Below are 25,586 nucleotides of genomic sequence, written 5' to 3' on the forward strand. Positions count from 1 at the left end.
CGCGGTCGGCTTCTTCAGATCAGCTTTTCGTCGGGCGTCGAGATCTTGCGCAACGGGCTGTGCCGCGTGGCCGGCATCTTCAGCGGATGCTCGGTGGCGGAGTCGTCCCACACCGGGTCCTCGATGCTGTCGAACACCTCGCGCAGCTTCTGGCCCCAGCTGTTGTGCATCATGCGGTAGTAGGGGTTGTCTGCGTCGATGCAGATCACGCGGTCGGTCTCGAGCTTGTTGGCCTCGTACACCACCAGGTCGAGCGGCAGGCCCACCGACAGGTTCGACTTCATGGTCGAGTCCATCGACACCAGCGCGCACTTGGCGGCTTCGTCCAGCGGGGTCTCGGGTGTGAGCACGCGGTCGAGCACCGGCTTGCCGTACTTCGACTCGCCCACCTGGAAGTAGGGCGTCTCGGTGGTGGCCTCGATGAAGTTGCCGGCCGCATAGACCAGGAACAGGCGCATGCCTTCGCCCTTGACCTGGCCGCCGAAGATGAAGGACACGTTGAAGTCCAGCCCCGCATGCTTGAGCGCCTCGGCGTCGCGGTCGTACACGTGGCGCACGGCCGAGCCGAGCACGCGCGCGGCATCGAACATGCTCTTGGCGTTCCAGATGGTGATGGGGTCGCCCTGCGAGCCGTCTTCGCGCGTTTCGCGCAGTTCCTCGATCTGCAGGATCTCGCGCACCGACTGCGAGATGCTCAGGTTGCCCGAGGACAGCAGCACCATGACGCGGTCGCCCGGCTGCTCGTAGACGATCATCTTGCGGAAGGTGCTGATGTGGTCCACGCCCGCATTGGTGCGCGAGTCGGAGAGAAACACCAGGCCGGCGTTGAGTTTGATGCCTACGCAATAAGTCATTTTTTCATCTCGCACGAAGGATGCCCGCTACGCGGCGCCGCGTTCGCGCGTGTTCAGTTTTTGTAAGGCATAGAGCGCGTCGAGCGCCTCCCGTGGCGTCATCGCATCAGGATCGAGCGCGGCCAGGGCGGATTCTACGGCGCTGGCCATCGGCGTTTCGGCCGCCGGGGGCGGGGCGAACAGGTCGACCTGCGCGCGCGTCTGGGCGTGTTGCGACTCGAGCGCCTCGAGCGCCTGCCGCGCGTGGTTGACCACTGCGGCCGGCATGCCGGCGAGCCGCGCCACCTGGATGCCGTAGCTCTTGCTGGCCGGGCCGGGCTGCATTTCGTGCAGGAACACGATGTCGCGGCCCGCCTCGGTGGCGCTCACATGCATGTTCACGGCGCAGTGGTGCGTGGCCGGGAATTCGGTCAGCTCGAAGTAGTGGGTGGCAAAGAGCGTGAAGGCCTTGCTGCGGTCGTGCAGCTGGGCCGCGATGCCCGCGGCCAGCGCCAGGCCGTCGAAGGTGCTGGTGCCGCGGCCGATCTCGTCCATCAGCACCAGCGACTGGGCGGTGGCGCTGTGCAAAATTTGCGCGGCCTCGGTCATCTCGAGCATGAAGGTCGACTGCGCGTTGGCCAGGTCGTCCGCGGCACCGATGCGGGTGTGGATGGCGTCGATCGGCCCGAGCCGGCAGGCCGCCGCCGGCACGTGCGAGCCGATGGAAGCCAGGAGCACGATGATCGCCACCTGCCGCATGTAGGTTGACTTACCGCCCATGTTGGGGCCGGTGATCACCTGCATGCGCTGCTGCGGCCCGAGCTGCGTGTCGTTGGCGATGAAGCCGCCCGACGATTTTTCGGCCAGCCGCGCCTCCACCACCGGATGGCGGCCCTGCTGGATCTCGATGCAGGGGTGCGAGACGAAGCTCGGCGCGCGCCAGTGCAGCGTGTGCGAGCGCTCGGCCAGCGCGCACAGCGCATCGAGCGTGGCAATGGCGCCGGCCAGCTGCGTGAGCGCGGGCACCGAGGGCTGCAGCGCGTCGAGCAATTGCTCGTAGAGCCACTTCTCACGGGCAAGGGCCCGGTCCTGCGCGCTCAGCGCCTTGTCCTCGAAGGCCTTGAGCTCGGGCGTGATGAAGCGCTCGGCATTCTTCAGCGTCTGGCGGCGGCGGTAGTTGTCGGGCACCTTGGAGAGCGCGCTTTGCGTGACCTCGATGTAGAAGCCGTGCACGCGGTTGAACTGCACCCGCAGGTTGCTGATGCCGGTGCGCTCGCGTTCGCTGACTTCGAGCTTCAGCAAAAAATCGTCGCAGTTCTCGCTGATCGCGCGCAGCTCGTCGAGTTCGGCGTCGTGGCCGGTGGCGATCACGCCGCCGTCGCGCACCAGCGCCGAGGGGTCGGGCTTGATCGCACTCGCCAGCAGGTCGGCGCAGCCCGACGGCGGCGCGAGCCGTTCGATGATGCCGCCCAGCAGTTCGCCGGACGCCGGAAGCGCCGGGGCCAGCTGCTCGGCCTTTGCAAGCGCGAGGCGCAGCGCGAGCAGTTCGCGCGGGCGCACCTGCCTGAGCGCGATGCGCGCCGCGATGCGTTCCACGTCGCTGGTGTTCTTGAGCTGTTCGCGCAAGGTGCGCCAGGGCGCGGCGGTGCCGCCCAGCACCGTGGACTGGAGCGCCGCAATGGCTTCGAGCCGGGCCTGCGCCTCGCCGCGGTCGCGCCGGGGCGACAGCAGCCAGCGCTTGAGCAGCCGGCTGCCCATGCCCGTCATGCAGGTGTCGAGCAGCGAGAACAGCGTGGGCGAGTCTTCGCCGCGCAATGTCTGCACCAGTTCGAGGTTGCGCCGCGTGGTGGGCGGCAACTCGACCAGGTCGCCGTCGCGCTCCACCGACAGGCGCTGCACATGCGACAGCGCGCGGCCCTGCGTGTGCTCGGCATAGCCCAGCAGCGCGGCCGCGGCGGCATGCGCGTTGGCGAGCGATTCGGCGTTCCAGGCCGCGAGGCTGTTGCTGCCCATCTGCTCGCTGAGCTTGCGCTCGCCCAGGCCGCCGTCGAACTGCCACGCGGGGCGGATCGAGAGCGTGAAGGGCGTGGCCGCGCGCGCGGCCTTCAGGCGCTGCTCGAAGGCCGGCGTCACCTCGGCGCTGTAGAGCAGCTCGCTCGGCGCGATGCGCGCGATCCAGGCTTCGAGCGCATCGGCCGGGCATTCGGCCAGCCGCAGCTCCGCGCCGGTCACGCTGAGCCAGGCCAGGCCGCAGAAGTTGCGCGTGCCCGCATGCACTGCGAGCAGCAGCGATTCGCTCTTGTCGTTGAGCAGTTCCGAATCGGTCAGCGTGCCGGGCGTGACCACCCGCACCACCTTGCGCTCGACCGGGCCCTTGCTCGCGCCGACTTCGCCCACCTGCTCGCAGATGGCCACCGATTCGCCCAGCTTGATGAGCCGCGCAAGATAGGTGTCGACCGCATGGAAGGGCACGCCGCACATCACCACGGGCTGGCCGGCCGACTGGCCGCGCTGGGTGAGCGTGATGTCGAGCAGGCGCGCGGCCTTTTCGGCGTCGGCCCAGAACAGCTCGTAGAAATCGCCCATCCGGTAGAACAGCAGGGTGTCCGGATGGTTCGCCTTGAGGCCCAGGTACTGCGCCATCATGGGCGTATGCCCGGAGAAGTCGCTGGTGGAGGGGGAGGGTTGCGCGGTCGTCGTTTTCACTCGGACGATTATCGGGGACGCGAATGCCTCGGCCGGGCCGGCGCCCCACCTTTAAAATCCGCCGGCGCGAACCCCGCGCGAAAGAAACAAGGCGCCCATGGTCCACCCGGATGAATTCAAAGGCCCCGAAGCGGACGCGCTGCCCGACACCGCCACCGTGCCCGCAGAACTCGCCGCGCTGTACCTCTGCATGCCGCCGGCCCAGCTCGCCGACCTGCGCAAGTCGAAACGGCCGGACGGCCGGGCAGGCAATGGCGCATCCATCATCAAGCCGGTGGAAGGCGGCGCGAAAGACCCGGTGCTGTACCAGATGGGCACCTTGCGCGGCTTTGCAAAGACGCACACCGCCCCCACGGCCTTCGACACCGCGCTGGACTCCGGGCTGCCGGGCTGGGTGGCCGCCAGGCTGCCTTTCTTTGCCGAGCGCGAACCCCGCATCAAGCGCGGCCGGCGCGTGCTCATCGGCGGCGCCTGGGACCGGGCGGACCCGCTGCGCGAGAAACGCTTCGCCGACCTGGCAAAGGGCCGCATCCGCTTCACCTCATTGACATGCGCCGAAGCCGCCGCGAGCCTGTGGGCCGACGTGGCAAGCCACAGCGCGCTTGCCGAAAAGGGGCTCGCCCTGCTCAGGCGCGAGACCGAGGCCATCGAGGCCGCGCTGGCGGCCACCGCGCAGCTGGCCGCGGCTTCCAATCCGGATGCGGTGGCCTGACCCGCTTCCTTCCAGACCGACCATGGACGAGTACCGATGCTGATCAACTGCGTGGCCTACGAGAACGGCGCCAAGCTTGCCGACATTCCGGTCGAGGACATCAGCGAGTACATCTCCCGGCCCGGCTGCTTCGTCTGGGTGGCGCTGAGCGACGCCACGCCGCAGGAGCTGGCCCAGATGCAGGAGGAGTTCAACCTGCATCCGCTCGCGGTGGAAGACGCCCAGCACGGCCACCAGCGGCCCAAGGTCGAGGAATACGGCGATTCGCTCTTCGTCGTGATGCACCTGGTCGAGCCCTCTGCCGAGGGCGAGCACTGCGTGAACGTGGGCGAGGTCGACGTCTTCGTCGGCAAGAACTACGTGCTGTCGGTGCGCAACCGCAGCCAGCAGGGCTTCCTGGGCGTGCGCGAGCGCTGCGAGCGCGAGCCCGAGCTGCTGCGCAATGGCGCGGGCTTCGTGCTGTATGCGCTGATGGATGCGGTGGTCGACCGCTACTTTCCGGTGATCGATGCGCTCGAGGTGGAGCTCGAATCCATCGAGCAGCAGATCTTCACGCAGGGCGGTGCGGCGCGCGACAAGATCAAGCAGCTGTACGACCTGAAGCGGCGCAGCATGATCCTCAAGCGCGCGGTGGCGCCGCTGGCCGAGGCGGCGGGCAAGCTGCATGGCGGGCGGGTGCCGCAGATCTGCATGAGTTCGCAGGAATATTTTCGCGACGTGGCCGACCACCTGGTGCGTATCAACGGCTCGATCGACGCCATGCGCGACACCATCGGCACGGCCATTTCGGTGAACCTCTCGATGGTCACGATCGAGGAGAGCGAAGTCACCAAGCGGCTGGCTGCCTGGGCCAGCATCTTTGCGGTGTGCACCGCGTTCGCGGGCATCTGGGGCATGAACTTCGAGCACATGCCGGAGCTGAAATTCCGCTATGGGTATCCGGTGGCGCTGGTGCTGATTGCGGCCACCTGCAGCTATCTCTACTACCGGTTCAGGCGCGCGGGCTGGCTCTGAGCCTTTTCTTTCTCCCTCCCCTTCCGGGGGAGGGCAGGGGTGGGGGCTGGCGGCGTATCAAGCATCGGCGGCCTTGCAAGTGCCGCTCGCCCCCATCCCAACCTTCCCCCGGGAGGGGAAGGAGCAATACCAAGGCGCTTTACTCGTCGTGCGTATCGTGCGTGGCCACCGCACCGCGCCGCCAGTAGCCCGAGGCGCGAATCCACTTGGGGTTGGCGCCGCGTTCGCCCACGAGGTGCGCGCGCAAGGCCTTCGCAATCGCCGATTCGCAGCCCACCCAGGCGTGGAAGTCGCCGGCCGGCAGCGCCATGGCCCGCAGCGCATCGATCAGCACCGGGCTCAGGCCCGGTTCGGCGCCGTTGCGGTGCACCCACTTCAGCGTGAGTTGCGCCTTCGTCTCGAACGGAACCTGGTCGGCTTTGCTGTCGACCTCGGCCAGCACCACCACCCGGGCACTGGCCGGCAGCTCGGCCAGGCGCCGCGCAATGGCGGGCAGGGCGGTGTCGTCGCCGATCAGCAGGTGCCAGTCGAAGGCCGTCGGCACGATGAACGAGCCGCGCGGGCCGCCCACGCCGAGCACATCGCCGGGCTTGGCCTGCTCGGCCCATTGCGTGGCGGGGCCGGCGTCGTGCAGCGCGAAGTCAAGCTCCAGCGTGTTGGCGCTGGCGTCGTGACGGCGCGGCGTGTAGTCGCGCATGGTGGGCCGGCCGCTCGCGGGCCACACCGGGCCGTCGGGCCCCACGGTCGGCAGCGTGAGCTGGCCGGTCACGGCATCGGGGAAAAAGATCTTGGCGTGGTCGTCGAAACCCGGGCTCGTGAAGCCCGCGAGGTCGTCGCCCGTCAGCGTGATGCGGATCAGGTGCGGTGTCACGCGCTGCACGGTCTTGACCGTGAGCTGGCGAAAGCGAAGCTCGTGGCGCACGCGTTGCGGCGTGCGGTCGGGTGTGGTGGAAGCAGAAGTGGTTGTGAAGTCGGTCATTTCAAAAAAAGAAGAAGTTCAGATGCGCTCTAGCTGTTGAGCGGCGCTGTCGAGCACCGCGGCGAAATCGTGGGCTTGTTGTTCGGTGAGGGGGGTGCCCGAGAGGCGCATGCGCATCGCGAGCTTGAGGTTCTCGATGGCGCGCGTGACCTGCGGCGGGCGGCCGCCGCGCGGACCGGCGCCGTCGACGCCGCCGCTCATGCGGGCCATCATGGCGTCGGCCGTGTCGCGGTTGGCGGCCAGGAATTCCCGGCCGCTGGCGGTGATGCTGTAGCGCTTGCGCCCGCCGGTGTCGGCCATCTCCACGCTCAGGTAGCCCATCTCCTCGAGCAGCGTGAGGGTGGGGTAGACCACGCCGGGGCTGGGCGCGTAGCTGCCGCCCAGGCGGTCTTCGATAGCCTTGATGAGCTCGTAGCCATGGGCGGGCTTGTCGGCGATGAGCTGCAGCAGCACGAAGCGCAGGCCGCCATGGCCGAACACCCGTCCGCCGCCGCGTCCGCCGCGGCCTCCGCCGTGCATGCGCTCTTCGCCGCCGTGGCGGCCACGGCCGCCCGAGAGGCCGTCCTCGTGTTCGCCGCGCGGAGAGTGGCAGTGGTGAGAGTGGTGGTGGCCGAAGTGGAAATGTCGCATGATCGATGCCTTCTCGATGTGTATCTGACTTATTTTAGATATATCTAAATAAAAGTCAAACCGATACGCATCCGAATGCCCCGAGGGGCGCGTTGCCCTCAGGGGCGCGGCGCCTGGGCGGCGGCCACGAAGCGCCGCTGCCGCATCCATTTGGTCGCCACCCACTTCTCTCCGCTCAGCACGGGCGCGCCCGCGTGCAGCGATGCGTGGTCCACCTGGCCGAGGCTGTTGCAGTACTCGAAGTACACCGCGCCGCCGCGTTGCGGCGACACCGACCACCCCGTCTCCGGAAACACCGTTTCGCCGCCTTCTTCCACCTCGTTGAGGTAGGCCACGAGCGTGCTCACGCGCTGGCCGCTGCGTTGCAGCGAGGCCTGGTTGGCGGCGTTCGACGGCACCAGGAAATCGAAGTGCGGCAGGCTCTGCGCGCCGGCCGGGTAGTGCAGCACCTGCAGGCCTTCGCCGTTTTCCACCGGCAGGTTCATGAGTTCGGACAGGCGTTCGTCGAGCCGCGCGACGAAGGCGTTTTCGCGCAGCCGGAAGAACATGCCCAGGCTGCTGCGCTGTGCCCCCAAGCGGTTGCGTCCGGTCAGCGGATCGACGCTGGTCGAGGGCGCGAGCCGCGGCCGGGCCAGTGCGATCAGCGCCTCGCATTCCTCGGCGCTGAAGACGTCGCTCAGCACCGCGAGGGCCGGCTGCGCCGCGCGCGCCGCCACGCGCACAATGCGGTCCGCGGTGCGGATCGATGCGCCCGGCGGCAGCCGCGATGCTTCGTGGCGGTAGGCCGGCGCCACCGTGACCGAATCGGTCGGCAAGGGGCCCGCGGTGCGCAGCGCGAACACGAAGGCGTCGACGATGGCCTTGGCCGCATCAGGCGGCATGTCCTGCGTGCGCATGGCCTGCACCACCTGCGCGGGCGTGCAGCCCTGGCGCAGGTTGTGCAGCACCCAGTCGCTCAGCGCGGGCGAAAAGCGCAGCACGGCATCCATCGGGTCAGATGCCCTCTGCAGCCCAGCCAGTGGGCGTGCGCCTGAAGTTCTGCTTGAGCTGCATCGTGCCGGCACCGCGCACCACGCGGTCCACCATCGGAAAGACCCTCTGCGCGTCGGCATCGCCGGTCCACGGTGCGGCATCGATCCTGTAGGTGTAGGTGACGGCGACGGCGGACGCGTCCTTGGCCGCTTCCCAGCCCACGATCCTGTCGAGCGTCAGGTGGGCGGCGCAGAAATCGCCCTGCGGCTCGCGCGCGTGGAAGTATTTCTTTCCTTCGTCGGTCAGCGCATAGCGCGTGACGGTGACCTGGGTGGGCTGCTCGCCTTCCCTGGCTTCCCCGACCTGGGCCGTGGACGCGCTCACCAGCCCCAGGTGCTCCAGCACCGGCATCTGCACGGCGTTGCGCGCGCGCGTGCCGGCTTCGCGCTGCGGCACGTCGATGGGCCAGCGGGTCTTGCCCAGGCACAGGTCGCCCTTGGCCGCGAGGTAGGTGTTCATCGCGGCGGTCAGGTCCTGCAGATTGGCCTGGGGCTGCTGCGGGCCGCAAGCGGCGAGCATGGCGAGCGCGGCCGCAGCCAGTGCCGTGGGGATTTTTCTGTTGTTGTTCATGGAAGAGGGAGAAGGGATCAGTTGGCGCAGGCACCGGGCTTCGCGGGCGCCGCGGGTTGGGTGTCCGCGTCGCTCAGGGTGTGGAGGAAGCAGACCAGGTCGCCCATGTCCTGCTCGGACATGGGGGGCGCCGAGCCCGCGGCGCGGCCGTCCATCGGCAGTTGCGTGTCGATGTTCGATGCGTAGGCAGCCGGCAGGTCGTCGTACTTTTGCACCTTGCCGCCCGTGTACTGGGTGGTGACGAGGCCGTAGGCCGGAAAGCCGGGGTCGTTCTTCGCCTTCGGCGTGCCGCCCACGGTGGGATACCAGAGCTCGGGCTGCGTGTCGCGCGTGTTGTAGAAGCGGACGACCTGTTCCAGCGAATGCATCACGCCGTTGTGGAAGAAGGCCGTGCGCGTTGCCACGTTGCGCAGCGTCGGCGCCTTGAACATGCCGCAGAAGCCGTTCGCGGCACTGGGCGCGGCCGGCGCGTGGTCGGTGCGCATCGGGCCGCACACGCCCATGTCGAAATACTGCAGGTTGCCGTTGGCGGGAATGCCGGCGTTGCGCGGCACGCCGATGGCCTCGTAGGAGAAGTCGGTGAACAGCGCGGAGCTGCCGCCGAGGCCCGCGCCCTGGTAGTGGCACGAGGCGCAGTTGCCGGTGTTCGGATTGGTGAACACCTTGAGGCCGCGCCCTTCGGCGGGCGTGAGCGCACCGCCGATCTTGTTGCCCGCGTACAGGTCGAACTTGCTGCTGTACGGATGAAAGCTCTTGTCCTCGAGCTGGTAGGCCTGCAAGGCCTGCAGGGCATTGGCGAAGGCCGCGTCGCTGTCGTCGAAGGCCTTGGCACCGAAGGCCTTGGCAATGAGCGGGGCGTAGTCGGCGGCCTGGAGCTTCTTCACCACGTCGGCGCTGCTGGCGTTGGCCATCTCGAGCGGGTCGAGCAGCGGGATGCGGGCCTGGGCGGCCAGCGTGTCGGCGCGGCCGTCCCAGGCCAGCCCGCCGCCAGGGCCCGGCACGCTGACGCCGTCGGGGTTGTCCAGCAGGTCGGCGTAGGGCGGGGTCACGTCCTTGTAGCGCAGCGAGGGCACGGCGCGCAGGCCGGCCCGGTCCATGTGCGGGCCGCCGAGCTGCACCGAAAGACCGTTGGCCGGCGCGTGCGCATGCGCCGGGTCGTGGCAGCTTGCGCAGGACATGGCGCCGGAGCCCGAGAGGTTCTTGTCGAAGAACATCTTCTGGCCCACCTGCGCTGCAAGGCTCAGCGTGCTGGAGAGCGCGGGCGGCGTCGCTGCGGCACCGGCAGCCGCGGCGGCCGCAACCGCACCCGGCGGCACGGCGGCAGAGCCGCTGCCGTTGCTGCCGCCGCATGCAACCAGCAACGCGCCCGCGCCGAGCGCCGCCAGCGCGAGCCGACCCGCGCGCGCCGCCGCCGCCGGCCCTTTCGGGCCTGAACGGCGCAGCCTCATTGCTTCAGCGACCAGACATTGAGCTGGTTGGCGTCCGGCCCGACCTGCGCCGTGGTCGACACGTCGCCCGACTGCTTCTGCGTGTAGCCCGCCGGAATCACGAAGGCATGGTTGATCGGCCGCACGCTGTCGAAGTGCGTGTCCGCGCTGCCTGCGTATTCGGGCAGGTTCACGATGTTCTGGGCGATGAAAGCCTCGGTGTACTTCGAGCGGTTCATGTACGTGCCGTCGACCGCCGGGTCGGCCAGCTGGAACATGTCCTGCAGCGTGCGCACGAACGAGAAGTGGCTGTAGGCATCGCTGTCGGACACGCCCTTGGGCGCGCCAGCCTGGTTGGTCAGGATGCCGAAGATGCTCTCGCCGTGGCCGCGGTTGCCCTTGGTGTAGTTGTTGATGCTCGCGTCCACCGACCAGCTGCCGTCCGCGTTCTGCTTGACCGGATTGGCGACCGTGCTGTTCGACACGTTCCAGCCGCAGCAGGAGTTGAAGCCGCTGGTGGCGCTGCCCTCGTCGAACATCAGCACGATGGCCACGCGCTTTTGCGGGTTCTGCCACAGCGGCGAAGCCTGGATGCGCTTGACCGTGTAGTCGACGTAGTTGTCGCCGCGCGTGATGATCGGCGAGACGGCGCTGGTCGACACGTTGTTGGCCACGCTGGCGCAGTCGCTCGCGGTGCCGACGCCGCCTGCGCCCTTCACGCTGATGCCGTGCATGTCGTCGCACTGGTCCGGCACCAGGAAGTTCAGGTTGCCGACGTTGCCGCTGGCCAGGTCGGTGCCGAGCTGGTCGTAGTCGTAGCTGGCGGGAATGGCGTAGTCGGTGCTGTTCTTCAGCGCCGCGTCCCACTGGCCGCCGCCCATGGTGCGGTTGCTGTACTTCCATTCGGGCGCGCTGCGCACGTTCTGGTAGGCCATGCCGGGGTGGTGCTTGGTCTTGTACAGGCCGCCCGGCAGCGGCAGCGTGAGCGTGGCGTCGCCAATGGCCGTGGTGTTGCCGCCCAGCGTGCCCGGCGCGTAGACGTTGTCCTTGGCGGTGACGGCGGCATCGGCCACGCTGTCGGTGCGGAAGTCCTGGCCCGGGTTCATCGATTCGCTGTAGGTGCGCCAGGTCAGGCCGGCATTGGTGATCGCATTGAACAGGTTCGGCCTGCCGACGATGTTGTGGTTCACCGCGGCGGCCTGCGTGCAGGTGGCTGCAAAGGGCGACTTGGCCAGGCCCGGCTGGGTGTTGTCGGGCACGGGCAGGTCCTGCACGGCGTTGGCGCCGGTGGCGTCGCAGTTCCACTGGCTGTCGTCCGTGATGCCCCAGTCGTCGGCGCCGCCCAGGGCCGTGTAGTTGGGCTCGCTCGGGTTGCCGGTGGCGTAGTAGCTCACCAGCTGGTTGCCGGCCTTCAGGTAGCCGTTGATCTTGGGCGCATAGGCCGAGTTCAGGATCGACATCGTGGCCTTGTTCTCGAGCATCACGATGAAGATGTTGTCGTAGCGCGGAATGCCCTCCACATTGAACGCCGCCTGCTGCGATTGCAGGAAGGTGATGGGCTTGCGGTTGTCCGCGACGCTCGCCGTGGCCGCGGTCACGCCGGCCATGCCTGCGAGGCGCGGATCGCCGCCGGGGTTGGCCAGCGCGTCGGGGAACTTGTCGCCGCGGTCGAGCTTGGTGGTGGCGTAGGCGAAGCGGTTGTTCAGCGCATTGGCTTCATTGAGCAAGGCGGCCTGCACGGCGCCGCTGGCGGCGTTGACGTCGCCGAGCAGGGAACCGACAGGCACGCCCAGGCGCGCGGCCAGGTTCTGCTTCTCGGCGGCATAGCTCGTGCCGTTGGCCTCGACCAGCCGCGCCACTTCGGAGGACAGCGGGCTGACCACCACGGCCGTGCCCTGTTCCTGCACTTGGTCGAGCATGACGCGCAGCACTTCGCGCGTGGCCACGTTGGTGTTGCTCGCGGTGTTCCTGGCGTTGGTGCCGATGTCGGCAATGAGTGCCGACGCGCCGGACAGCGACAGGCTGAACTTGCCGTTGGCATCGGTGACCGCGGCGGGCTCGCCGCTGTCGCAGCGGCCGTTGCCGTTGCTGTCCACGCAGACGGTGGCGCCGGCGTAGTAGCCCGGCGTGACCACCGGGTCGGTGCTGCTGCCGGGCTTGAAGGCGCTGGCCGTGAGGACGCCGCTGAAGGTGGTGCTGCTGGCCTGGTTCGCGGGCGGCGGCAGGAAGGCTGCCGGTCCGGCGCCGTGGCTGCCGCCTCCGCACGCGGCCAGCAGCGAGGCTGCGAGCATGCTCAGAGTGGGGTACAGCAAGCCGGATCTGATGTTTGGAATGGCTTTTTTCAATTCGTTCTTTCGACGTGGAAGGGCATGACGCAGCGCGGCGCGGCGCTGCGTCGGCACTGGGGGCCGCGAACGAATCTAGGTTTGCCCCGTGTCAGTCGAAAGGCAGAAGACTTAGCTGTGAATGAGCGAGGGCGGGGCGCCCGCCGCGGTGATCAGGCGATCATCGATTCCAGGTCGGACGCCAGCTCGCGTGGTGCCGGCATGTCCTGCATCACGTCTTCGGACAGGCCGATCGCGTCCGCCGGCTGGGCCGGCCAGACATGCTGCGCGTCGCCGATGCGCAGCCCTTCGCGTTCCAGCGCGACGCGCCAGACCGCCAGGTGCAGCACGCTGGCGAGCGGGTCGACCTGCTCGGCCTCCATCGGGTTGGCGAAGGAGGACAGGGCGCTGACGAACTCGGGCGCGAATTCCCAGCGGGCGGCCAGCCGGGCGCCGACCTGGCCGTAATGGAAGCCGAACTTCTGCCGTTCGACCTCGAGCCGTCCCATGCGGTCGAAGGGGTGCGCGGCGTTGAGCTCGGCCATCGGCTGCTTCATGGCGCCGGCCATGATCAGGTGGCCGATGGCGTGCATGCTGCCGACCGTGAAGGCCAGGCTCTGGTCCACACGGCGCGTCTTGCCCGCGAGATAGCGGGCCACGGCGGCCACGCGCAGGCTGTGCGACCAGAAGGCCGGCAGGTTCACGCCCTCGACCTTGCGGAAGGTGCCCGTGAGGCCGGAGCTCACCACCAGGGAGCGGATCGAGGAGAAGCCCAGCAGCTGGATCGCGTCCTGGATCGACAGGATCTTGCGGCGCAGCCCGAAGTACGGCGAATTGGCCATGCGCAGCACGCGGGCCGTCAGCACCTGGTCGAGCTCGATCTTGCGTGCCACCACGGAAACCGCGGCGTCCTCGTTGCGAAGGAGCTCGATGAGATCGAACACCACCTTGGGCACCGTGGGAAGCAAGTGGCTGTCGGTAAACAGTTCGTCCAGGGTCATGGCGATCTCGGGCTGTAGTTTTTTGCTGCCCGGGATTGTCCTGCAACCTTAGTGTTACATGTTGATGTCTTCGGAATCGGGCCGGTTCCCGCGGCCTGGTTGCAGACTTCCTGCAACACCGATGCGGCTGCGCGCTGGTCCGCGCGGTGGCTACCCCGGGCGCGTAAGTAGATGTTTCTCCGCGGGGTGTTTGATCCATCTCAACACGGCCCGCGGCCGCGGCGCGCAGCATGGTTTTCCCGTGCTCTCACCCTTGTCGAGACAAATCGCGTGACGTTCTCGCTCCGGCCATATATATTTCGCGGACGATACAACCTGTTGCGTTCTCTGTCGTGCCGCGCTGCTGCACACGGAACCGACCGGCCTGTGCCGACGACAGGATCAAATCCGATGTCATCGTCCATCTGGGTCAGGATTCGCTTGCCGCTGGTGATTTTCGCGGCTGGCACGGTGCTGTCGATCGCCCTCGGCGTCTCCGCCCGCCAGGAGATCGGGCGCAGCGCCCAGGCGCGCTTCGACGCCACCGCCTTCGATCTGGCGCGCAAGGTCGAGGCCCGCTTCGATGACTACGTTGCCGTCCTGATCGGATTGCGTGCGCGATTCAACACCTCCGAGACCGTGACGCGAAGCGATTTCAGGGACTACGTCGCGGGGCTGGACCTGGCGCGCGCCTACCCCGGTTTCCAGGCCGTCAACTATGCGCCCCGCATCACGGTCAACGACAGGCAGGCCTTCGAGGAACAGGTCCGCCGCGATGCCAGCCTCGACACCGGCGTTGCCTCCAGCTTCGCCATCAAGCCGCCCGGTGAGCGGGACACGTACTACCCGCTGATCTACATCGAACCGCAGGCCGGCAACGAGAGGCTGCTCGGCAATGACCTGGGCGCGATGCCCGACAGGGGAGACGCGCTCGAGCAGGGGCGCGACACCGGCGGGCTCGTCACGTCCGGCCGCAAGGTCCGCATCGCGGGCCGCGAGTCCGACATCGGATTGGCGATGCGGCTGCCGGTCTACCGCCCCGGGCAACCGCTCGATACGCTCGAACAGCGGCGCAGTGCCTATATCGGTTCGGTCGGCTCGGGCTTCAGCGTCGCAGGGATGTTGAGCGACGTGGTGGGTACCGACGCCATGAGGACGCTCCGGTTGCGCCTGATCGATGCCGGGCCGAGCCGGGGAGCGATCGGGACACGGGTCGAGACCAGGTTCGTGACGACGGCCTCGTTCGGCGAACGGCAATTGCTGTTCGACAGCGCGGCCCTGGCCAGGCCCGCTGCCGCACCTGCGCGCAGCCTGGAGCGCATGCTCGGCTTCGAGTTGGGCGGCCACTCCTGGCTCGTGGAAGTCGGCCAGGACGAAAACCAGGTCTTCGGCCCGCTCGACAAGGCGATCCCGTGGTTCATCGTCCTTGGCGGCCTGGCCACCAGCATGCTGCTTGCCGGCATCGTCTTTTCGTTGACCACCGCACGCAGCCGAGCCCAGATCCTGGCGAACGAGATGACCCGCCACCTGCGCACGAGCGAACGGCAGCTGGAGGAGGCCCAGCACCTGGCAAGCCTGGGCAGCTGGATCCTCGATCCCGAAACCGGAGCCCTGCAGTGCTCCGAAGAAGCCCGGCGCATCCTGGGCTTCGAGGCCGGCCACTTGCGGCCGGAGCTGCCCGCGCTGCTCTCGCGTGTTCCGGCCGCAGAACGCCCCGCGGTCGAACAGCAGATCGCGCAGGCCTCCCGGTCCATGGAACGCAGCGAATTCGAGCATCACCTGTGCCTGCCCGACGGCACCGAGCGCTGGCTCCACGTCATCGCGCAGTCGGCCGAAGAAGACGGAAAGACGATGGTGCGCGGCACCGTGCGCGACGCCACGCGGCCGCGCAAGGATGCGTTGCGCCAGGGGCTCGAATACAGGATTGCCCGGCTGCTTGCCGGCGATGGCAGGGCCGAGACGGTGATCACCCAAGCGCTGGAAGCCCTGTGCACCGACCTGCGCTGGGACTGCGGCGCGTTGTGGAGCGTTGGCGAGGACGGCGTGGTTCGCTGCGCCGCCGCCTGGCATGCCGACCACATTCCCCCGGCGGTGCGGCAATTCGCCTCCGACAGCCGGTCGTTCGAATACCGGGCCGACGAAGGCTCGCTGGGCCGCGCCTGGAAAACCGGCGGCATCGTGCAAATCGACGTGCTGGCGGCTCCGGGCCATTTCGCGCGCGATGCGATGGCCCGCGAGGCCGGGCTGGCCGTCGGCATCGTCGTGCCGATGGCCGTTACCGATTCGATCACGGCGCTGGAGCTCCTTGGCTCCAATCCGTACGCCATCGACGCCCAGACGCAGGAGTCGCTGCGTGTGATCGCCTTGCAGATCGCCCAGTACAAGCAGCGCAAGCAGGCGGAGAGAAGCCTTCGTTTCATGGCCAGCCACGACGGACTGACCGGCCTGTTCAACCGCGCTGCGCTGCAACACGAGCTTGCTCGCGCCATCAAGCGCAGCAACCGCCATCAAAAGCAGTTCGCGGTGATATTCGTCGACCTGGATCGCTTCAAGCACATCAACGACACGCTGGGCCACGGCGTGGGCGACGAGATGATCAAGATCTGCGGCGAGCGCCTCACGGCGCTGCTGCGCGAGGCGGATGTCGTGGCGCGTTTCGGTGGCGATGAGTTCGTGCTGCTCCTGGAGAACCTGTCCAGCGCAAACGATGCCGCGGGGCTCGCCGAAAAAGTGCTGGCCTGCTGCGCCGAGCCTTTCTTCCTCGCGGGGCGCGAACTGCACGTCAGCGCCAGCGTCGGCGTGAGCATCTATCCGGACAACGGCGCAGACGCCGAAGCGCTCTTGAAAAATGCCGATACGGCGATGTACCGGGCCAAGGAAAGAGGCCGCAACACCTTCCGGTTCTACGCCGCGAAGATGAATGCGCAGAATACCGAACAGCTGATGCTCGAAAGCGCGCTGCGCCATGCCTTGGAGCGTGGCGAGCTCGAAATGCACTACCAGCCGAAGATGGATCTGCAGACCCAGCGCATCGTCGGTGTCGAGGCGCTGATGCGCTGGCACCATCCGATCCTGGGCATGATCCCGCCGGTGCAGTTCATTCCAATCGCCGAAGAACTCGGCCTGATCGTGTCCTTGGGCAAATGGGCGCTGGAGAGGGCTTGCGCCGATTCGCGTTCGTGGCAGAAATACGGTTTGCCGAAGGTGTTGATGAGCGTCAATCTATCGCCGCGCCAATTCGAAAGCCGCACGCTCATCGCCGACATCCAGGCTGTCCTGGAAGCCTCGGGGCTGGAGCCGTCGCTGCTGGAGCTGGAGATCACCGAAGGCGCGGTGATGGCGAATCCCGAGCATGCGGCGAAGTTGCTCAGGGCGATCCGGGACATGGGCGTCGGCCTTGCGATCGACGATTTCGGAACGGGCTATTCCTCGCTCTCCTACCTCAAGCACTTCCCGCTGTCGACGGTCAAGATCGACCGCTCCTTCATCAACGACCTGTCGCAGGACGCCGACGCGCGGGCGCTCATCGACGGCATCATCACCCTGGCCCACGGGCTGCGGATGAAAGTGGTCGCCGAGGGCATCGAGACCACGGCCCAGCTCGATTACCTGCGCAGCCACGGTTGCGACGAGGCCCAGGGCTATTGGCTGTGCAAGCCCGTGCCTGCCGACGAGGTGCGCAATTTCATGGCGCGCCACCTGCGCAACCAGTTTGCTCCATCGGAGGCGGCCTGACGGCCGAGTTCCTGAAGCAATCGTCACCGGGCACGTTCGCTCGGACCTTCCCGCAACTTCACAGGAGCATTCATGATCCATTCCACCCAGCGCAAGACACTGGAGCAGACGATCGCCGCCATCGAGGCGATCGACCTCACGCCGATCAAGTTCAAGGCCTGCCGCAAAGAGGACGGCTACGGCTGGTCGGCCGGCTACGCGGACCAGATGGAGGTGGCCTACAAACGCTACCTGATACTGCACGCCAGGCACCCCGAGCTGACGCTCGCTCCCGAGCAGGACGTCGACCGCTTCTGGCACATGCACATCCTCGACACGAGAAAGTACGCGGCCGATTGCGAAACCACTTTCGGCTACTTCCTGCACCACTTTCCGTACCTCGGCCTGCGCGGCGAGGAAGACGCCAAGGCGCTGCAGGCGGCCTTCCTGGAGATGCAGCGCCTGACCGCCGAGGAATTCGGCGAGCCGGCGGCCGCAGCCCGATACGCGCCGGGCAAGGATGCGCCCGCATGGTGCTCGCTCGAGGCGGGCAAGCCTGCAGCCGCATGGTGTTCGCTCGAGGCGGGCAAGCCCGCAGCGGCATGGTGTTCGCTCGAGGCGGGCAAGCCCGCGGCCGCATGGTGTTCGCTGGAGGCGGGCGCTGCCTCCGCGTCCGAGCTGGCCGCTTCTGCTCGCAGGGCCTCGCTTGGCGTGAACAGGTGAAGGATCGGCGAAGGGACGCGGCGGCGGGTCCGCCCGTTCCCTCGCCTGGGTTCAGCGCTGCGGCATGTCCTTGACCGAGTAGCCCAGGCTCACCGTCGCATCCTCCGGAATTGAAGGCATGGTTGCGTTCCAGGCCAGCCAGTCTTCCCGCATGGCCGCGAGCCGCTGCGGCTCCTTCTTGCCCAGGTTCGCGCGCTCGCGCTCGTCGGCCGGAATGTTGAAGAGGTACTCGTTGCCGTCGACCTTCAGGTACTTCCAGTCGCCGTCGCGCATGGCCTGCTGGCCGCGGTGGTTCATGCGCCAGTGCAGCGGACGGCGGAAGCTGTGCCTGGCGTCCTTCAGCACGGGCATCAGCGACACGCCGTCCAGCGGGTAGTCCGCATCGGCCTTGACGCCGGCCGCATCGAGCATGGTGGCGGACCAGTCCATGGTCATGCACAGCTGCCGGCTCTCGCCGCCCTTGGCAATCACCGCGGGCCAGTGCGCGATCCATGGCACGCGGATGCCGCCTTCGGTCAGGTCCATCTTGCCGCCCACCAGCGGCCAGTTGTCGGAGAAGCGCTCGCCGCCGTTGTCGCTGGTGAACACCACCAGCGTGTTGTCGGCCATGCCGTGCTTGCGCAGCGCGGCCATGATCCAGCCGATGCCTTCGTCCATGTGATGGATCATGCGGCGGTACACGTGGATGTTGCCGCCGGCCAGGTCGAACAGGTTGTCCTTCACGAGCGGCGCCTTGTCGGCGTCGTCCCGCGTTTCCCAGGGCCAGTGCGGCGCGGTGTAGTGCAGGCTCAGGAAGAAGGGCGCGTCCTGCTTTGCCATGCGCTCCACGTAGTCGACGGCGCGCTTCGAAAGGATGTCGGTGAGGTAGCCCTCTTCCTGCTTGTCTTCCTCGCCGAACCACAGGTCGTGGCGGCCGGTGGAGTCGCAATGCGTGAAGTAGTCGACGCCGCCCGACATCGGCCCGAAGAACTCGTCGTAGCCCGAGCGCAGCGGCCCGAAGGTGGGCGGATAGCCCAGGTGCCACTTGCCGATGAGCGCGGTCTGGTAGCCGCCGGCCTTCAGCAGCGAAGGCAGCGTGGGATGCTCGGTCGGCAGGCCGAGCGTGGTGCTGCCGCGGCTCTTGCTGTTGATGGGCTCCTCGGCCGCGCCGCGCAGCCGGTACTGGTAGCGCGCGGTGATCATCGCAAAGCGCGTGGGCGAGCACACGGGCGAGTTCGAGTAGCCCTGCGTGAGCTTCAGGCCGTTGGCCGCCAGGCCGTCGAGCACGGGCGACACGGGGCCGAAGGCGGCGTCGCGGCCGCCGTAGCAGCCGAGGTCGGCATAGCCGAGGTCGTCGGCCACGATGAAGATGATGTTGGGTCTGGTCATGTCTTTTGGAAAGGTCAGGGCTGGTAGCCGGACTTTTGCACCACGGGCGCCCATTGCGCCTTGTAGGCCTTGAGCATCGCCGCGGTCTGCGCCTGCGTGCTCACCACCGGCGTCATGCCGGCGTCCTTGAACTTGCGCTGCGTGTCCGCATCCTGCATGACCTCGCGGATGGTGGCGGCCAGGCGCTCGGCCTTGGCCTTGGGCATGCTGGCCGGCGCAAAGAAGGTGTTCCAGCCGGTGGCGGCCAGGTCGAGGCCGGCTTCCTTGAAGGTCGGGATGTTCGGCGCGAAGGGCGAGCGCTTGTCGCCCGAGATCGCCAGGATGCGCAGCTTGCCGGTGTCGTGCAGCGGCAGCACCACGTCCTCGGTGTCGACCGAGATGGGCACCTGGCCGCCGATCAGGTCGTTCAGCAGCGGGGCCGAGCCGCGGTAGCCGATCACCTGCGTCTGCACCTTGGCCTTCTCGCCCACCATGAGTCCGAAGAAGTGCGGCAGGCTGCCGGTGGCCGGCACGCCCACGTTGGCCTGGTTGGGGTTGGCGCGCATCCACGCCAGCAGGTGGTTGAGTTCGCGCACCGGCAGCGTGGGCGACACCGACAGCGCGAAGTTGTAGCTGTTGACGTGCGACACGGGCACGAAGTCGCGCTCGGGGTCGTAGTTGTTGTCCTTGAAGACGAGCGGCGCCACCACCATCACGGCCGGGTTGGCGAGCATCAGCACGTTCTGGCTGGCAGGCGTGTTCCTGGCCTGCTGCGCGGCCAGGCGGCCGCCGGCGCCGGGCTTGTTGTCGACGACGACCGGCACGCCCAGCCTCGCGCCGAGCTTGTCGCCCACGATGCGCGCCACGCGGTCGGTGGCGCCGCCGGGCGCGTAGCCGACGACGATGTGCAGCGGGCTGTCGAGCGCCTGTGCGCCCGCGCTGGCGGGCACGGCGGCGATGGACGCCATGAAGCCGGCTGCGGCAAGCAGCGCGGCAAGGCGGCGGGTGATGGGGGCGGTCTTGGGCATGTGGGGGTTCCTCCTCGGTTCGTTCGTTCGGTCGTTCAGTCGGTGGCCTGGAAATTCACGGCCTTCATGATGCCCGCCCAGCGCGCGGTGTCCTCGCGCATGGTCTTGAGCAAGGCCTCGCTGCCGTCGGCGATCGGGTACATGCCGTTTTGCAGCAGCAGCTGGCGCACCTCGCGGGCATTGACGGCGCGGGTGAATTCGGCGCGCAGCTTGTCGATGACGGGCTGCGGCGTCTTGAGCGGCGCATAGTAGGCAAACCAGGCGGTGGCCACCACGTCCTTGTAGCCGGCCTCGACGAAGCAGGGCAGGTTGGGCATGAGCGGCGAGCGCTTCTCGCCGCTGGTGGCCAGCACCTTCGCGCGGCCCGTGGGCAGCATCTGCTGCGCGCCGCCGACGGTGTCGAAGTACACCGGCACGGTGCCGCCCATCAGGTCCTGCCGCGCGGGCGTGGAGCCGCGGTAGGGCACGTGCACCATCTTGAGCCCGGCCGCGCGGTTGAGCATCTCGCCAAGGAAGTGCGAAGGCGTGCCCGCGCCGTAGGAGCCGAAGCTCAGCTTGTCGCCCTGCGCCTTGGCCCAGGCGATGAATTCGGCCAGCGTGTTGGCGGGCACGTCCTTGTGGACGGTGAGCGCCAGCTCGAAGCGCGCCGCGTTGATGATGGGCACGAAATCCTTGATCGGGTCGTACGAGAGGCTGCGGTATGCGCTCGGGAACATGGTCATCATGCTGGCCGTTCCCAGCAGCAGCGTGTGGCCGTCGGGCGCGGCCGTCTTGACGGTTTCGGCCGCGATGCGGCCCGCCGCACCCGCGCGGTTGTCGATGATGAGCGGGCCCAGCGCATCGCGCACCTGCTGCGCGATGGCGCGCGTCAGCACGTCCTGCGTGCCGCCGGCGGGCACGCCGATCAGCACCTTGATCGGCTGGCCGGGCCTGAAAACCTGGGCCTGCGCGTCGAGCGCGAGGGGTGCCAGGGCGAGTCCGCCCAGCGCGGCAAGTGCGCGGCGGCGGTCGAGGCTCAAGGAAAGGGGCGTGCGGGGCATGGGGCGGTGTCTCCGGGGTCTTATAGGGTTGGCGTTGGATCCCGAAGGACTTTAGAGACGCTACATTCGATTGATCTAATCAACCATCCCCCGGACTAACCCCGAATGACCGTGCCGCGCCGTTCGCCCGACGACCTGCTGCTGTACCGGCTCGCGCGGCTGATCGGGGTTGCGGGCAGCATGGTGATCCGGCTGTGCGAGGGCCGCTTCGGCATCACGCGGCGCGAGTGGCGGCTGATCGCGGTGCTCGCGAGCCGCGGCGAACTGGGCTCCTCGCAGCTGGCCGAGCACGCCCAGCTCGACCGCGCCCGCACCTCCAAGACGACCGGTTCGCTGGTCGAAAAGCGGCTGGTCTCGCGCGTGGCCCGCGCGGGCGACCGGCGGCAGGTGCTGCTGGGCCTGACCGAGAGCGGGCAGGCGCTGTACGAGGAGCTTTTTCCGCTGGTCACCCAGATCAACGCCGAGCTGATGGAAGCGCTCGACAAGGAAGACGCGGCGCGCCTGGACGCATTCCTGGACCGCCTGCAGGCGCAGGCCGAGCGCATGGTGCAAAAGGCCGTGCTGCCCAAGGCCGACCGCGGGCGCCGCGGCGCGGGCGGCATCAGTCCACCTTCATCCCGGTCGCCTTGACGATGCGGCCGTAGCGCGCCTGGTTGGCTGCCAGGCGCTCGGCCGCAGGTGCGCCGGTCTCGCCGAGCGCCACCATGTCGAGCGAAGCGAGGCGCGCCTTGACCTCGGGCAGCGCCAGCGCCTTCTGCAGCGACTGGCGCAGCAGCTGCACCACGGGCTCGGGCGTGGCGGCCGGCACCATTGCGAGGTAGAGCACCTCGAATTCCAGGTCCTTCAGGCCGAGCTCGCCCACCGTGGGCACCTCGGGCAGCAGCGGCGAGCGCTGGCGGCCGGTCACGGCCAGTGCGCGCAGCTTGCCGGCCTGCACCTGCGGCAGCAGGCCCGGCGTGGCGAGGATGCCGGCCTGCACCTCGCCGCCCAGCAGCGCCATCACGGCCGGCGCATTGCCCTTGTAAGGCACGTGCGTGATCCGGGCGCCGGTCGCGGTCGAGAAGATGCCGGCCGCAAGATGGCCCGGGCTGCCGTTGCCGGCGGAACTGAAGGTGGCGGGCTCGGCCTTGGCCTGGGCGATGAATTCCGGCAGCGTCCTGGCCTTCACGGCGGGCCCGACGCCGAAGCTCAGGCCCGAGGAGCTGAAGATCATCAGCGGCTTCAGGTCCCTGGCCGCGAAGGGCATCGACGCGTACAGGTGCGGGTTAATGGTGAAAGTGCTGTCGATGCTCAGCAGCACCGTGTAGCCGTCGGGCGGGCTCTTGGCGACGAGGTCGGCGCCGATGTTGCCGCCGGCGCCCGGCCTGTTGTCGACCACGAAGGGCTGCCTGAGCTCCTTCTGCAGCACGTCGCCCAGCGCGCGGCCGAGGATGTCGAGCGGACCGCCGGCCGGGAAGTTGGTGATGAACTTCACCGGCTTGGCGGGGTAGGCCGCGTCGGCATGCGCGGCCGGGCTGCCGAGCGCGAGGCAAAGCGCAGCGCAGGCGGCGGCGGCAAGGGCCAGGCGGCGCGATGCGCCCGGGGCGTTCTTCTTCGAGAAACCGGTGGTCATGTCTTTGCTTGTCTCCGTATCGGGGGCCACTCTAGAAGGCGGAAGCGGCCCGCACAACTGAAAGCTCTTCTGCCAGCTATTCCTTCTGGTTATATTTGGATGGCCGCTCCACAGGGAAGACACCCATGTCAGCCATGAACAACTTTGCACGCCTCAAGCTGCGCCACCTGCAATGCCTGGTGATGGTGGCGCAGGAGCGCAACCTCGTGCGCGCGGGCAAGGCCCTGGCGCTCACGCAGCCCGCGGTGTCCAAGACCATCGCCGAACTCGAGGAGATCGTCGGGCGCCAGTTGCTGCTGCGCCGCCGCCGCGGCGTCGAGCTCACGCCGGCGGCCGAGGTGCTGGTGCGCCATGCCGTCTCCGCGCTGCGCGGACTGCGCGAAGGCATGGGCCTGGCCATGGACCAGCCCGAAGCCGACCAGCTGCGCGTGGCCGTGGGTGCCCTGCCCAACATGGCGGCCAACCTGCTGCCCGAGGCCGTCGCGCGGCTGTATGCCTCGCACCCGGCGCTGCGCGTGCGCGTGGTGAGCGGCACCAATGCGCAGCTGATGACGCAGCTGCGCCAGGGCGAGATCGACCTGGTGCTCGGCCGCCTCGCGCAAGCCTCGGCCATGGCCGACCTGGCGTTCGAACAGCTCTACAGCGAACCGCTGCTGCTGGTGGTGCGACCCGGCCATCCGCTCGCCGCGCGGCGCAGGCCCACGCTCGATGCATTGGCCGCCCATCCGCTGGTGCTGCCGGTCTCGGGCACGCTGATCCGGCACACGGCCGATGCCTTCCTGATCGCGCAGGGCATGGCGCTGCCCAGCCGGCTGGTGGAGGCGACGGACACCAGCTTCGTGGTCGGGCTGCTGCAGCGCTGCGATGCGGTGTGGTTTGCGCCGCAGGGTGCCGTCGAGGGCTTGATTGCACAGGGCGCGTTGAAGCGCGTGGCCATCGACACCTCGGGCACCGAAGGGCCGGTGGGCTTCACGGTGCGGCGCGGCGGCGAAGCGGGCGAGGGCGCGCGGCTGCTGGTCGAGGCGATCCGCGGCATCGTCGCGGCCGCGGCGCGCGGCAACCTGGCCAATGCCGGCATCGGGAAACCCGCATGAACACCGCTCCGGGCGAACGCCAGCAGATGGTCGATGCGCTGCGCGGCTTTGCGCTGCTGGGCATCCTGGTGGTCAACATCGCGAGCTTTGCATCGACCTACTACGGCCTGGGCATTCCCGATCCGATGGCCGTCTCGCCGGCTGACCGCGGCGCCTCGTTCGTGCGGGCCCTTGTGTTCGAGAGCAAGTTCTACCTGCTGTTCTCGTTCCTGTTCGGCTACAGCTTTACGCTGCAGATGCGCGCGGCCGAGCGCGACGGCAAGCCTTTCGTGCCGCGCATGGTGCGGCGGCACTTCGGGTTGTGGGTCCTCGGCGTGGCGCATGCCGTGCTGCTCTACTACGGCGACATCCTCACCGCGTACGCCGTGCTGGGCGCCGTGCTGCTCATGCTGCGCAGGCGCGGCGATGTGTTCCTGGCGTGCGCGGCCATCGCGCTGGTGCTGCTCACTTCATTGCTGTGGGCCGCCGTCGGCCAGATGTACACGCACATGGACATGCTGATGGCCACGCAGGCGGCCTACGCCGAAGCCGCCGCGGCGCTGGCCGCCTACCGCGCCACGCCCGCCATGGTGGTGGTGCAGCACTTGCGCGATCTCTCGCAGACCTGGTGGATCACGGCGCTGGTGCAGGCGCCCGAGGCGCTGGCCATGTTCCTTGCGGGCTTCATCGCCGGCAAGCGCGGGCTCCTCGCGCAGGCCGAAGCGCATCGCACGCTGTGGTGGCGCGTGTTCTGGTGGGGGCTTGCCCTCGGCCTGCCGGGTGCGCTGGCCTACGCCTGGCCGACCCTGCGGCTGAACGACCCGGTGCGCGACATCCAGGGCCTCGCGCTCACGCTGCTGACGGCGCCGTTCCTGTCGGCTGCGTATGCGGCCGGCCTGCTGCTGGTGTTCCAGGGCCGGCGCGGCCGGTGGCTGGCGCAGCTGCTGGCGCCCGCGGGCCGCATGGCGTTGTCGAACTACCTGCTGCAATCGGCGGCCTGCGCGTGGATCTTTCTGGCCTACGGGCTGCGCTGGATCGGAACCGTCGGGCCGCTGGCCACGTTTGCAATTGCCTTCGCGATCTTTGCGGGCAACCTGGCGCTGAGCCACTGGTGGATGCAGCGCTTCGCCTACGGCCCGGCGGAGTGGCTGCTGCGGGCGTTCACCTACCTCGAGCGCCCGCCGCTGCGCCGGCGCCGTCATGCGGATCAGCGCGACAGCAGCGCCGAGAGCTGAAACACCGCAAAGCCCAGCAGCAGTGCGCCCGACAGCCGGTTGATGGACTGGAGCACCTGCGCACCGAGCCTGTGCCGCACCATCGACACCACGGTCGACAGGCCCAGCCACCATATCGCCGACCCGAGGAAAACGCCCGCCACCATCGTCACGGCAGCGCCGCTGCCGCTGCTCGCATGCCCGGTGCCGATCGATGCGAACACCGCGACGAAGGACAGGATCGTCATCGGGTTCGCGAGCGTGAGCATGAACACCGACAGCATGGCTTTCAGCGGCGTGGCAGCGTCCTGCGCGGCGCGGGCCTGGGTGGCGGCCGGCGCACGCAGCAGCTGCACGCCCATCCATGCCAGGAAGGCCGCGCCGCCGAGCGCCAGCGGCACGCGCGCCGCCACCATCGACGAGATCACCGCCGACACGCCGAACGCGCCAATGGCGCCGTAGCACGCATCCGCCAGCGCGGCGCCGAGGCCGCTGAGAAAACCGATGGCACGGCCGTGCGCGAGCGTGCGCTGGATGCAGAGCAGCCCGATGGGGCCCACGGGTGCGGCGATCGACAGCCCGATGACCAGGGCCTTGAGGAAAAGAGAAAAGTCCATGCCTTCGATTG

General features: G+C 68.4%; 21 protein-coding genes. 7 read left to right on the forward strand and 14 right to left on the reverse strand.

The window, feature by feature from the left end; genetic code table 11:
- Window positions 1–14 precede the first annotated feature (14 nt).
- Together AC1DSC_RS19835 and mutS are read right to left on the reverse strand one after the other, a co-directional pair.
- Window positions 15–854, reverse strand: coding sequence for a proteasome-type protease (locus tag AC1DSC_RS19835; protein ID WP_012748685.1), 840 nt, complete (start codon window positions 852–854; stop codon window positions 15–17).
- A 27-nt stretch (window positions 855–881) separates the two neighbouring features.
- A complete protein-coding gene (gene mutS, locus AC1DSC_RS19840; RefSeq protein WP_436288299.1) occupies window positions 882–3,479 on the reverse strand; it encodes a DNA mismatch repair protein MutS in 2,598 nt (865 codons plus the stop codon).
- 157 nt (window positions 3,480–3,636) lie between these two features.
- On the opposite strand from mutS, the gene AC1DSC_RS19845 reads away from it, so the two are divergent.
- Both AC1DSC_RS19845 and corA read left to right on the forward strand, forming a co-directional pair.
- Window positions 3,637–4,251, forward strand: coding sequence for a hypothetical protein (locus tag AC1DSC_RS19845; protein WP_012748683.1), 615 nt, complete (start codon window positions 3,637–3,639; stop codon window positions 4,249–4,251).
- A gap of 36 nt (window positions 4,252–4,287) precedes the next feature.
- Window positions 4,288–5,265, forward strand: coding sequence for a magnesium/cobalt transporter CorA (gene corA / locus AC1DSC_RS19850; RefSeq protein ID WP_012748682.1), 978 nt, complete (start codon window positions 4,288–4,290; stop codon window positions 5,263–5,265).
- Window positions 5,266–5,404: 139 nt separating this feature from the next.
- Here the strand turns inward: corA and AC1DSC_RS19855 are convergent, their stop codons facing one another.
- From AC1DSC_RS19855 to AC1DSC_RS19885, 7 genes are all read right to left on the reverse strand, one after another.
- Window positions 5,405–6,244: a siderophore-interacting protein gene (locus tag AC1DSC_RS19855; protein ID WP_012748681.1), complete on the reverse strand. Its 840-nt coding sequence runs from the start codon at window positions 6,242–6,244 to the stop codon at window positions 5,405–5,407.
- Window positions 6,245–6,262: 18 nt separating this feature from the next.
- On the reverse strand, window positions 6,263–6,874 hold the full coding sequence (locus AC1DSC_RS19860; RefSeq protein ID WP_012748680.1) for a PadR family transcriptional regulator: 612 nt from the start codon (window positions 6,872–6,874) through the stop codon (window positions 6,263–6,265).
- Between the two features lie 98 nt (window positions 6,875–6,972).
- Window positions 6,973–7,863: a 2OG-Fe(II) oxygenase gene (locus AC1DSC_RS19865; protein ID WP_012748679.1), complete on the reverse strand. Its 891-nt coding sequence runs from the start codon at window positions 7,861–7,863 to the stop codon at window positions 6,973–6,975.
- 4 nt (window positions 7,864–7,867) lie between these two features.
- Entirely contained in the window at window positions 7,868–8,476 is a 609-nt protein-coding gene (locus AC1DSC_RS19870) for a hypothetical protein (protein WP_012748678.1), read from the reverse strand.
- A gap of 17 nt (window positions 8,477–8,493) precedes the next feature.
- Window positions 8,494–9,924 (reverse strand): cytochrome-c peroxidase, encoded by a 1,431-nt coding sequence (locus AC1DSC_RS19875; RefSeq protein ID WP_012748677.1) that lies wholly within the window; start codon window positions 9,922–9,924, stop codon window positions 8,494–8,496.
- Window positions 9,921–12,215 carry an alkaline phosphatase family protein gene (locus tag AC1DSC_RS19880; protein WP_041945534.1) on the reverse strand — a complete coding sequence of 765 codons (2,295 nt, stop codon included), beginning with the start codon at window positions 12,213–12,215 and terminating at the stop codon, window positions 9,921–9,923. The genes AC1DSC_RS19875 and AC1DSC_RS19880 overlap by 4 nt, the downstream gene beginning before the upstream one ends.
- A 185-nt stretch (window positions 12,216–12,400) precedes the next feature.
- A complete protein-coding gene (locus AC1DSC_RS19885; protein ID WP_012748675.1) occupies window positions 12,401–13,228 on the reverse strand; it encodes an HDOD domain-containing protein in 828 nt (275 codons plus the stop codon).
- A 390-nt stretch (window positions 13,229–13,618) separates the two neighbouring features.
- Here AC1DSC_RS19885 and AC1DSC_RS19890 point away from each other — a divergent pair, with 390 nt between their 5' ends.
- Together AC1DSC_RS19890 and AC1DSC_RS19895 are read left to right on the forward strand one after the other, a co-directional pair.
- A complete protein-coding gene (locus tag AC1DSC_RS19890; protein ID WP_369663147.1) occupies window positions 13,619–16,942 on the forward strand; it encodes a bifunctional diguanylate cyclase/phosphodiesterase in 3,324 nt (1,107 codons plus the stop codon).
- Window positions 16,943–17,014: 72 nt separating this feature from the next.
- Window positions 17,015–17,644, forward strand: a complete 630-nt coding sequence (locus AC1DSC_RS19895) for a glycine-rich domain-containing protein (RefSeq protein WP_012748673.1) — start codon at window positions 17,015–17,017, stop codon at window positions 17,642–17,644.
- Between the two features lie 51 nt (window positions 17,645–17,695).
- Here the strand turns inward: AC1DSC_RS19895 and AC1DSC_RS19900 are convergent, their stop codons facing one another.
- From AC1DSC_RS19900 to AC1DSC_RS19910, 3 genes are read right to left on the reverse strand one after another with little or no spacing between them, the layout of a single operon-like run.
- Window positions 17,696–19,012 (reverse strand): sulfatase family protein, encoded by a 1,317-nt coding sequence (locus AC1DSC_RS19900; RefSeq protein WP_012748672.1) that lies wholly within the window; start codon window positions 19,010–19,012, stop codon window positions 17,696–17,698.
- 14 nt (window positions 19,013–19,026) lie between these two features.
- Entirely contained in the window at window positions 19,027–20,019 is a 993-nt protein-coding gene (locus AC1DSC_RS19905) for a Bug family tripartite tricarboxylate transporter substrate binding protein (protein ID WP_012748671.1), read from the reverse strand.
- Between the two features lie 35 nt (window positions 20,020–20,054).
- Complete coding sequence (locus AC1DSC_RS19910) at window positions 20,055–21,059, reverse strand: Bug family tripartite tricarboxylate transporter substrate binding protein (protein ID WP_369663146.1); 1,005 nt, start codon at window positions 21,057–21,059, stop codon at window positions 20,055–20,057.
- Window positions 21,060–21,164: 105 nt separating this feature from the next.
- On the opposite strand from AC1DSC_RS19910, the gene AC1DSC_RS19915 reads away from it, so the two are divergent.
- Window positions 21,165–21,689 (forward strand): MarR family winged helix-turn-helix transcriptional regulator, encoded by a 525-nt coding sequence (locus tag AC1DSC_RS19915; RefSeq protein WP_369663145.1) that lies wholly within the window; start codon window positions 21,165–21,167, stop codon window positions 21,687–21,689.
- Here the strand turns inward: AC1DSC_RS19915 and AC1DSC_RS19920 are convergent.
- Window positions 21,661–22,671, reverse strand: coding sequence for a Bug family tripartite tricarboxylate transporter substrate binding protein (locus tag AC1DSC_RS19920; RefSeq protein ID WP_012748668.1), 1,011 nt, complete (start codon window positions 22,669–22,671; stop codon window positions 21,661–21,663). The two genes, AC1DSC_RS19915 and AC1DSC_RS19920, sit on opposite strands and share 29 nt — an antisense overlap.
- Window positions 22,672–22,796: 125 nt before the next feature.
- Between AC1DSC_RS19920 and AC1DSC_RS19925 the strand changes: the two genes are divergently transcribed.
- Window positions 22,797–23,765, forward strand: a complete 969-nt coding sequence (locus AC1DSC_RS19925) for a LysR substrate-binding domain-containing protein (protein WP_012748667.1) — start codon at window positions 22,797–22,799, stop codon at window positions 23,763–23,765.
- Window positions 23,762–24,979 carry a DUF418 domain-containing protein gene (locus tag AC1DSC_RS19930; protein WP_012748666.1) on the forward strand — a complete coding sequence of 406 codons (1,218 nt, stop codon included), beginning with the start codon at window positions 23,762–23,764 and terminating at the stop codon, window positions 24,977–24,979. The genes AC1DSC_RS19925 and AC1DSC_RS19930 overlap by 4 nt, the downstream gene beginning before the upstream one ends.
- Here AC1DSC_RS19930 and AC1DSC_RS19935 read toward each other — a convergent pair.
- A complete protein-coding gene (locus AC1DSC_RS19935) occupies window positions 24,952–25,575 on the reverse strand; it encodes a LysE/ArgO family amino acid transporter (protein WP_012748665.1) in 624 nt (207 codons plus the stop codon). The two genes, AC1DSC_RS19930 and AC1DSC_RS19935, sit on opposite strands and share 28 nt — an antisense overlap.
- Between the last annotated feature and the right edge of the window lie 11 nt (window positions 25,576–25,586).

It is taken from the genome of Variovorax sp. 01N425, assembly GCF_056399465.1.

Bases quoted from the DNA above. Each gene is read 5' to 3' on its own strand.
- AC1DSC_RS19835 (WP_012748685.1), bottom strand. From the start codon at position 854: ATGACTTATTGCGTAGGCATCAAACTCAACGCCGGCCTGGTGTTTCTC.
- mutS (WP_436288299.1), bottom strand. From the start codon at position 3,479: ATGATGGCGCAGTACCTGGGCCTCAAGGCGAACCATCCGGACACCCTG.
- AC1DSC_RS19845 (WP_012748683.1), top strand. From the start codon at position 3,637: ATGGTCCACCCGGATGAATTCAAAGGCCCCGAAGCGGACGCGCTGCCC.
- corA (WP_012748682.1), top strand. From the start codon at position 4,288: ATGCTGATCAACTGCGTGGCCTACGAGAACGGCGCCAAGCTTGCCGAC.
- AC1DSC_RS19855 (WP_012748681.1), bottom strand. From the start codon at position 6,244: ATGACCGACTTCACAACCACTTCTGCTTCCACCACACCCGACCGCACG.
- AC1DSC_RS19860 (WP_012748680.1), bottom strand. From the start codon at position 6,874: ATGCGACATTTCCACTTCGGCCACCACCACTCTCACCACTGCCACTCT.
- AC1DSC_RS19865 (WP_012748679.1), bottom strand. From the start codon at position 7,863: ATGGATGCCGTGCTGCGCTTTTCGCCCGCGCTGAGCGACTGGGTGCTG.
- AC1DSC_RS19870 (WP_012748678.1), bottom strand. From the start codon at position 8,476: ATGAACAACAACAGAAAAATCCCCACGGCACTGGCTGCGGCCGCGCTC.
- AC1DSC_RS19875 (WP_012748677.1), bottom strand. From the start codon at position 9,924: ATGAGGCTGCGCCGTTCAGGCCCGAAAGGGCCGGCGGCGGCGGCGCGC.
- AC1DSC_RS19885 (WP_012748675.1), bottom strand. From the start codon at position 13,228: ATGACCCTGGACGAACTGTTTACCGACAGCCACTTGCTTCCCACGGTG.
- AC1DSC_RS19890 (WP_369663147.1), top strand. From the start codon at position 13,619: ATGTCATCGTCCATCTGGGTCAGGATTCGCTTGCCGCTGGTGATTTTC.
- AC1DSC_RS19895 (WP_012748673.1), top strand. From the start codon at position 17,015: ATGATCCATTCCACCCAGCGCAAGACACTGGAGCAGACGATCGCCGCC.
- AC1DSC_RS19900 (WP_012748672.1), bottom strand. From the start codon at position 19,012: ATGACCAGACCCAACATCATCTTCATCGTGGCCGACGACCTCGGCTAT.
- AC1DSC_RS19905 (WP_012748671.1), bottom strand. From the start codon at position 20,019: ATGCCCAAGACCGCCCCCATCACCCGCCGCCTTGCCGCGCTGCTTGCC.
- AC1DSC_RS19910 (WP_369663146.1), bottom strand. From the start codon at position 21,059: ATGCCCCGCACGCCCCTTTCCTTGAGCCTCGACCGCCGCCGCGCACTT.
- AC1DSC_RS19915 (WP_369663145.1), top strand. From the start codon at position 21,165: ATGACCGTGCCGCGCCGTTCGCCCGACGACCTGCTGCTGTACCGGCTC.
- AC1DSC_RS19920 (WP_012748668.1), bottom strand. From the start codon at position 22,671: ATGACCACCGGTTTCTCGAAGAAGAACGCCCCGGGCGCATCGCGCCGC.
- AC1DSC_RS19925 (WP_012748667.1), top strand. From the start codon at position 22,797: ATGTCAGCCATGAACAACTTTGCACGCCTCAAGCTGCGCCACCTGCAA.
- AC1DSC_RS19930 (WP_012748666.1), top strand. From the start codon at position 23,762: ATGAACACCGCTCCGGGCGAACGCCAGCAGATGGTCGATGCGCTGCGC.
- AC1DSC_RS19935 (WP_012748665.1), bottom strand. From the start codon at position 25,575: ATGGACTTTTCTCTTTTCCTCAAGGCCCTGGTCATCGGGCTGTCGATC.